This window comes from Vibrio makurazakiensis (assembly GCF_050337375.1).
GTDB classification, from domain to species: Bacteria; Pseudomonadota; Gammaproteobacteria; order Enterobacterales; family Vibrionaceae; genus Vibrio; species Vibrio makurazakiensis.
In genome coordinates this window covers 1-7,189 of the sequence record NZ_JAKJSW010000207.1, presented here as the reverse complement: position 1 = coordinate 7,189, position 7,189 = coordinate 1, and the positions used below count along the sequence as shown (strand labels likewise).

Genomic DNA, 7,189 nt, shown 5'->3' with positions numbered 1-7,189 from the left:
GTATTTACCATCTTGTTCAATCAAAACCATTTCGGCGACAAACTCACCTTGTGCAATCGTAAATTCCTGTTTCCATATAAAGGCAACTGAATCTGGTCTTCTAAAAATGGCGATAGGCTTACGTGCTGCAAAGAAGCCTTTTTCAGCTTGATAAACTTTACAGACTTCCTCTAAATACATTTCAGTCACAATGGCTTTCATTCTGGGAGAAAAATCACGGCAATGTTTAGCGTGGTTAATTTCGGTCGATGCAGACATTAGGTTATCCATAAAGTCAGTTGCGATACCCCAACATTCTGCATCGGTAAGCTGTTTCAATTCCATTTGATGGCTTAATCCTTATCGATTGTTACGATTATAGTTAGCAACACGTGCAGCTTCTGCTTCACGTTTATCAACAACCGTTTTGCCAATCGGCGCTAATGAAATCAGTGCTAATTTCAAATGCTGAATCGCAAATGGAATACCGATAATTGTGATAAAACAAGCCACTGCAGAAGCAATATGCCCCAAAGCTAGCCAGATACCCGCAAATAAGAACCAGATAACGTTACCTATGAAGCCAAGTCCACTGGTACCGATATCCATTTCATTAGTAAGCTCATCTCGCGAAATAGCTTCTTGTCCGAATGGGAAGAACGAAAAGTTTCCCATAACAAAACACGCTCGTCCCCATGGAATCCCCACAATGGTCAAGAAAGCGAGCAGCCCAAAAAACCACCACGCTAAACCCATGAAAACACCACCAAACAAAAACCAAATGATATTACCTATAGTTCTCATATTTTCTCACTTACCTTGTTATACAACGCCGAAACGATATAAAAATGAGCAGCCCGTTATAGAACCGGATCACTCACCTCGACGTTTAATCCAATCTGATTTCAGCATGGCAACAATCACGGTGTCCCACCATTGATTTTTAAAATACCTATGCTCGACAAAATGCGCTTCTTTGTTCATGCCCAGCTGTCTGCACAAAGCAATCGCAGCACGATTAGCATCCATTGTTTCTGCGTAAACTCGATGAATGTTCAATTGAGTGAATCCAAAATCAATCAAAGCACTCGCCGCTTCTTTAGCAAAGCCTGTACCTTGAAATTTCCTAGCAACACCACATCCCATAGACGCTTGCGAATGTTCTTCTAGGCGAATTCCACATGTACCTATAACTTCACCCGTGGTTTTCAACGTAATCGCTAGCTGATACATGGTTCGCGGGGATTCTACTGCTTTTTCCACAAACAAATCGACCAACATTCGTGATTTAGAATCCTGGCAGTCTTCTTCGCTATAAAAACGTTGGTACTTTTCATCTCGGGTTAAATTTACATAAGCCTGTGAATCACCGACCTTAAAATCTCGTAAAACCAAATTCTCCGTTTCTATCTTAAACACAGTCATCCTTTCTAGTGCCCTATCAATTCTCTTCTAACCAATTTACGGAAAATCTCTATATTGACAAGCACTTAAATTGATTTAATGAAAATGTTAGAGCGAAAATTTATGAATGGTTTGGCTGACGTTTTAAACTTTAAACCATTGGATATGAACTGACAGTTAACGAATGGTTCATAAAATTCCTTATCGTCGCCCTATTACCGAGAAAACGGTCAAAGATTCAAGTGGAATTTTCTGTTAGGATCGTCTCAATTAGTGTTCTCAAATAGCTTTGATGGTCTGTATATGAGCAATTCAGAAAAACAAAAAAAGAAAATGAGTAACTGGATCCCTATTGTAGGGTTTGGAATACTCAGCACGATTCCAGTATTCATGTTCCTAGTTGATGTGTATATCAACCAATACATGTAGTTTGCTTTTAACTGCGCTTGCTGTCATCAGATAGGCGTAGTCATCCTTCCCCCTTGCTAACCAGTAATTTAAACCTCATTTAAAAAATTTGTTCAGTAAATATTTGCGTCACCAAAACTCATAAAGTATAGTTAATCGTAATTCGACGATTAACTATAAGTAAAAGTATGAAAACTTGTACCAGTAGCTGTACCCCTGACTTTTCGGCAACCAACGAACAACTTCTTCAAGAGAAAGAGTTTGCTGCAATTTCGAAAGCACTGTCTCACCCAGCAAGAGTTCGTATTTTAAAAATCCTTATTACTTTGGATAATTCCGGTGGCTGCTTAAACAGTGATTTAGTGTCTGAGCTCGGCTTAGCTCAATCGACCGTTTCTGAACATCTACGAATTTTAAAGCAATCCCAGTTAATTACAGCAGAACCTATGCCACCCAAGATGTGCTATCAGGTAAATCGCGAGCGATTATCTAACTATTCAGCACTGTTAACGACGATTTTCCAGTAACAAACGTACACTAGCGATAACCTGAGTAAGTAACAGTTTCAGATTCCTCGCTAGTAATAAAGCACCTAGCTTAATCGCAATTCGACGATTTACGATTGGTAAGTTGATAGATCGAGCTAGTAAATATTAACCAAGTGAGAATTTTATGAATGATGCTTTGTCACAACCTAAATTAGGTTTTCTTGATCGCTTCTTAACCGTATGGATTTTTCTAGCCATGCTTATCGGGGTTGCGATTGGTTTTGCATTCCCACAAGTCTCTGAATGGAATGAAGCAATGTCAGTCGGTAGCACCAATATTCCGTTGGCTATCGGGCTGATCTTAATGATGTACCCTCCACTAGCTAAAGTGAATTACCGTCTATTAGGTCAAGTAACCAAAGACAAGCAAGCCATCACGCTTTCATTAATCATGAACTGGGTTGTTGGCCCCGTGCTCATGTTCGTTCTCGCGCTGACCTTCCTTGGAGATCACCCTGGCTACATGGTTGGTATCATTTTAATTGGTCTTGCTCGCTGTATCGCCATGGTATTAGTGTGGAACGATATTGGTGGCGGGAATAAAGAATATGGCGCTGCACTTGTGGCATTAAACAGTGCATTTCAAATCGTCACATACAGTTTTATGGCCTGGTTATTTATTACCGTTCTACCGCCTGTTTTCGGTTATGAAGGTATGGTTGTTGATATTTCGATAACTGACATCGCTCATAGCGTGGCAATTTACTTAGGCGTACCTTTCTTAGCAGGGTTTATCAGCCGCGAAGTGCTCGTGAAAGTGAAAGGCGAAAACTGGTACAACGATGTTTTCATTCCGCGTATCTCACCAATCACGTTAATTGCTCTACTTGGTACAATTGTTCTGATGTTTAGCCTTAAAGGTGAAATGATTGTTGAGCTACCAATGGATGTTGTACGTATTGCACTTCCACTGACTATTTATTTCGTATTGATGTTCTTCATTAGCTTTTTTATTGGTAAGAAAATGGGGATCCCTTACGACAAAAATGCTTCGATTGCTTACACAGCGACTGGCAACAATTTCGAACTTGCTATTGCGGTTGCTATCGCAGTATTTGGTATTAACTCAGACMAAGCTTTTGCGGGGGTGATTGGCCCTCTGATTGAAGTGCCAGTACTCATAGCCTTGGTCAACTTTACGCTTCGAGCTAAGGGTCGCTACTTGCAAACGGCTTAAACTATAAACCAGCACTAAAATACAGAACATAATAAGAAGGAGAGCATTTAGCTCTCCTTTCCCATCTACAGTGTTAACAAACTAGCTATTCGATCTCAGCCGAGATCCAGTCCAAAATGGCAATCAACTCATGATCTGGAAGATCTAATAATTGGTCTCCAACATACCACTCGATTTGCGACATTTCAGCCAGTGGTGTGATTTGAGGTCGTCCAATCCACACGCCTTTTTCTTTCGCTAATCGATCACGTAAAATCAGTGCTTTTTCATAACTGGTTGGCAAATACAAATGCAGCATATTAACGTTAGGTTTGGCTGGGTTTAGCTTGAATTGAGGATAATCTTCAAAAATCTGGTAAACCTGTTTGGTACGCTCAAACAGTTTTGGCATCCCTTCTAGTCGGCGATCGAATTGCATGGCAGCAGACACAATATAAGGCGTACGATGATAAATATTGCCACCCTGTCTTTTCATTTCCATTGATGCTTTTTCGATGAAAGCTTTATCTCCAAGAAGCATAGAGCCGCCTAGGCCGTTAATCCCTTTATACAAAGAAACATACGCAGTATCGAACCCTTGTGAGATCTCTTGGTATGTCTTTTCATAAAAAGCTGCACATTCCCAAAGCCTTGCGCCATCCATGTGTAAGTGAATACCCTGCTCATGGCAGTGATCTTTAATTTCTTGTAAGTTGTTCCAACTAGGTAATTGACCACCGATTTCGCGCATAGGTAACTCATAAAGTACCGCTGCGATATCATCTGGCCACGCTTTTAGATCCTCAAGTTCCCAGGTTCTGAACGCATTACCTACAGGCAACACTTTAAAGCGGTCTTGTAGCTGATAGCCTTGGCGCTCGTGACGATAAATATGACTTGATTCATGCATCGCCACCAATGGGTTATTCTTCTGTTTACACACCATCTCAAGCACCGTTGGCTGAGTCATTGTGCCAGAAATAACAAAAAGCCCCGCTTCATAACCTAATACGTCTGCGACTTTTTGCTCGAAGCTTTGAATAACTTCCCCATCACCATAAACATCATGTTCAACGCCGTGTTCTTCACACCATGCTGCCATTTCAGCGAATAACTGAGCGGGCGCTTGTTCTTTGTTGCCCGAAATCGTTATTTTGCACTGAGTACGTAAATCCGTAGCCATGGCTAATTCCTTTTAGTTTTAGTTTTAGTTTTAGTTTTAGTTTTAGTTTTTAATACGGTAACTATCTCTCTGAAAAGAGTAAAGTTGATCAACTACAATTGAACTTACACTAATCCAATATACCTGCTTAGGAGTGTCAAAATGCCCGTAGAGCTCAAGCTTTCAGAAATCAAAGCGGTTGTCTTCGATTTAGACAATACCCTTGTCAGCTCAAATATCAATTTCAGTCACCTCCGCGAACAATTAGGCTGCCCAAAAAGTGAAGACTTGCTGACTTTTTCCGACTCTTTGCCAACCGCGGAGTTACAACAGAAAGCCCACCAGCTCATATTAGATCATGAGTTGAGCGATGCGGCCAATGCGACTCCAATGCCTGGTTGCTATGATTTGATAAAGTTCTTAGAAAGCCACGGGTTTCGTACAGGTATAGTCACAAGAAATAGTATGACTGCAACAGAGATGAAGTTAAGTCACTGTAATATCAGCGTAGATAGGGTGGTATCTAGAGAAGAGTTTGCCCCTAAACCCTCGCCAGAAGCACTTATCGCTCTGGCTGAAGAGTGGCAAATATCCCCTCAGAATTTGCTTTATGTTGGCGACTATCTATACGACCTTCAAACCGCGAACAACGCAAACATGCCTTGCTGTTTAGTGACTCATGACCAGGATAAACCGTTTGAACATTTGGCTTCCCTTTCCCTGCCACATTTAGACGATTTACACTTTTACCTCACGGGTGGCGTTAACTAATTGTTATTAAATTCTTCTTCTATTATTGTTAGCCAATACATTCTTTAAATTCATGATTTTATGAGGGCTTATGTCGAATAAACGAGTTCTGGTGCTTTTTGCCCATCCTTCGCAACACCGATCTGAAGCTAACTCCCCTTTGTTTGAAAAAGCCAAACAGATCGAGGGAGTGACTGCCGTTGACCTTTATGCTGAATACCCAACATTCAACATTAATATCGACAGGGAACAAAAGCGCTTACTCGAACATGATGTGATTGTTTTTCAATTCCCTCTGTACTGGTACTCAACACCAGCCATTTTAAAAGAGTGGCAAGACCTCGTCTTAGAATACGGGTTTGCCTATGGCACCGACGGAAATGAACTCAAAGGGAAGACTCTACTTTGCTCAATCACCGCTGGTGGTAAAGAAGACGCCTATCAAACAGAGGGTTATAACCACTTCACCATCCGAGAGCTGCTTCATCCGTTAGAACAAACAGCGTCTTTATGCGGCATGCATTATATGGCCCCTTTTGCTTTGTTCGGCGCTCGAACCGCTTTAGAAGAAAACCGAATCGAACAACACGTCACTCAATACTCAGACTTACTGACTGCACTCGTCGCAGATAAAGTCGATATGGAAAAAGCTCGCCAGATCGAAAAACTAAACCACGACCTAGCAGAATTGATCAATAAGGAATAACGAATGACTGGGATATTTTTACAAGCTTTCATCTACCTTGTCGCAGCCGTTATTGCTGTGCCGATTGCCAAGCGATTAGGCTTGGGATCGGTTTTAGGTTATCTAATTGCAGGGGTCGTTATTGGCCCTATTATTGGCTTAGTCGGCGAAGAAACCACGACCATTCAACACTTCGCTGAATTTGGCGTTGTGATGATGCTTTTCTTAGTCGGTCTAGAACTTGAACCCAAGATGCTTTGGTCGATGCGTAACCGACTAATGGGGCTAGGTGGATTACAGGTGGGCGGAACTACCGTCATCGTGATGGCTATTGCTTTGTTCTTTGAACAACCTTGGACTATCGCACTAACCATCGGTCTTATCTTTGCCCTATCTTCAACCGCTATTGTTCTGCAAACCTTTAATGAGAAGGGGCTGAACAAAACAGAAGGCGGAAAGAATGCGTTTTCCGTACTGCTGTTTCAAGATATCGCCGTCATCCCAATGTTGGCATTTATTCCACTACTTGCCTTACCTGAACTCGTTGAAAAAGCACAAAATGCAACCGCTTCTGCCGCAGAGCATCATGAAGAACTCAGCTTAGTCGCTGGTCTACCCGGTTGGGGATACGGCCTTGTGATCATGGCGTCAATCGCTCTGGTTGTTGTTGGTGGCCACTACCTAAGTCGCCCTCTGTTTCGCTTCGTTGCAAGCTCTGGCCTACGTGAAATATTCACGGCAACCGCATTAATGCTAGTCATTGGTATTGCTGCACTAATGAGCCTTGTCGGGCTTTCACCTGCACTGGGTACATTCCTCGCAGGTGTCGTACTTGCTAACAGCGAATTCCGTCATGAATTGGAATCTAACATCGACCCATTCAAAGGGTTGCTGCTAGGCCTGTTCTTTATCACCGTTGGTGCTGGTATTGATTTTGGTATTCTATTTAACGACTTCGGATTGATTATTGGTTTAACCCTTGGGGTTATGGCGCTAAAAGCTCTTGTCCTATTCTCATTGGCGTTAATTTTTAAAATCAAAAACAGTGACCGTTGGCTATTCACTTTGAGCCTAGCTCAAGCGGGTGAGTTTGGATT

Annotated in this window: 10 protein-coding genes; 6 read left to right on the top strand and 4 right to left on the bottom strand. The window is 41.9% G+C overall.

Annotated elements, in window-relative coordinates; all coding sequences use genetic code 11:
• The 3 genes from L4C33_RS17900 to L4C33_RS17890 all read right to left on the bottom strand — a co-directional run.
• On the bottom strand, nucleotides 1-324 hold a 324-nt coding region (locus L4C33_RS17900), incomplete at its 3' end, for a hypothetical protein (RefSeq protein WP_428813771.1).
• A gap of 15 nt (nucleotides 325-339) precedes the next feature.
• Nucleotides 340-783 carry a YccF domain-containing protein gene (locus L4C33_RS17895; protein ID WP_428813770.1) on the bottom strand — a complete coding sequence of 148 codons (444 nt, stop codon included), beginning with the start codon at nucleotides 781-783 and terminating at the stop codon, nucleotides 340-342.
• 69 nt (nucleotides 784-852) lie between these two features.
• Entirely contained in the window at nucleotides 853-1,398 is a 546-nt protein-coding gene (locus tag L4C33_RS17890; protein ID WP_428813769.1) for a GNAT family N-acetyltransferase, read from the bottom strand.
• Nucleotides 1,399-1,686: 288 nt separating this feature from the next.
• Between L4C33_RS17890 and L4C33_RS17885 the strand changes: the two genes are divergently transcribed.
• From L4C33_RS17885 to arsB, 3 genes are all read left to right on the top strand, one after another.
• Complete coding sequence (locus L4C33_RS17885; RefSeq protein ID WP_428813768.1) at nucleotides 1,687-1,812, top strand: hypothetical protein; 126 nt, start codon at nucleotides 1,687-1,689, stop codon at nucleotides 1,810-1,812.
• A gap of 167 nt (nucleotides 1,813-1,979) precedes the next feature.
• Nucleotides 1,980-2,318, top strand: a complete 339-nt coding sequence (locus L4C33_RS17880; protein ID WP_428813767.1) for an ArsR/SmtB family transcription factor — start codon at nucleotides 1,980-1,982, stop codon at nucleotides 2,316-2,318.
• 145 nt (nucleotides 2,319-2,463) lie between these two features.
• Nucleotides 2,464-3,516, top strand: coding sequence for an ACR3 family arsenite efflux transporter (gene arsB / locus L4C33_RS17875; RefSeq protein WP_428813766.1), 1,053 nt, complete (start codon nucleotides 2,464-2,466; stop codon nucleotides 3,514-3,516).
• 85 nt (nucleotides 3,517-3,601) lie between these two features.
• On the opposite strand, the gene L4C33_RS17870 is transcribed toward arsB, so the two are convergent.
• Nucleotides 3,602-4,678, bottom strand: coding sequence for a threonine aldolase family protein (locus tag L4C33_RS17870; protein WP_428813765.1), 1,077 nt, complete (start codon nucleotides 4,676-4,678; stop codon nucleotides 3,602-3,604).
• A 141-nt stretch (nucleotides 4,679-4,819) separates the two neighbouring features.
• Here L4C33_RS17870 and L4C33_RS17865 point away from each other — a divergent pair, with 141 nt between their 5' ends.
• From L4C33_RS17865 to L4C33_RS17855, 3 genes are all read left to right on the top strand, one after another.
• Nucleotides 4,820-5,428 carry an HAD family hydrolase gene (locus L4C33_RS17865; protein WP_428813764.1) on the top strand — a complete coding sequence of 203 codons (609 nt, stop codon included), beginning with the start codon at nucleotides 4,820-4,822 and terminating at the stop codon, nucleotides 5,426-5,428.
• Between the two features lie 70 nt (nucleotides 5,429-5,498).
• On the top strand, nucleotides 5,499-6,113 hold the full coding sequence (locus tag L4C33_RS17860) for an NAD(P)H-dependent oxidoreductase (protein WP_428813763.1): 615 nt from the start codon (nucleotides 5,499-5,501) through the stop codon (nucleotides 6,111-6,113).
• Nucleotides 6,114-6,116: 3 nt separating this feature from the next.
• The coding region (locus L4C33_RS17855; protein WP_428813762.1) for a monovalent cation:proton antiporter-2 (CPA2) family protein at nucleotides 6,117-7,189 on the top strand (1,073 nt) is incomplete at its 3' end.

Coding starts and splice junctions, on each gene's coding strand:
- L4C33_RS17870 (WP_428813765.1), bottom strand. CDS start 4,678: ATGGCTACGGATTTACGTACTCAGTGCAAAATAACGATTTCGGGCAAC.
- L4C33_RS17865 (WP_428813764.1), top strand. CDS start 4,820: ATGCCCGTAGAGCTCAAGCTTTCAGAAATCAAAGCGGTTGTCTTCGAT.
- L4C33_RS17885 (WP_428813768.1), top strand. CDS start 1,687: ATGAGCAATTCAGAAAAACAAAAAAAGAAAATGAGTAACTGGATCCCT.
- L4C33_RS17895 (WP_428813770.1), bottom strand. CDS start 783: ATGAGAACTATAGGTAATATCATTTGGTTTTTGTTTGGTGGTGTTTTC.
- L4C33_RS17860 (WP_428813763.1), top strand. CDS start 5,499: ATGTCGAATAAACGAGTTCTGGTGCTTTTTGCCCATCCTTCGCAACAC.
- L4C33_RS17880 (WP_428813767.1), top strand. CDS start 1,980: ATGAAAACTTGTACCAGTAGCTGTACCCCTGACTTTTCGGCAACCAAC.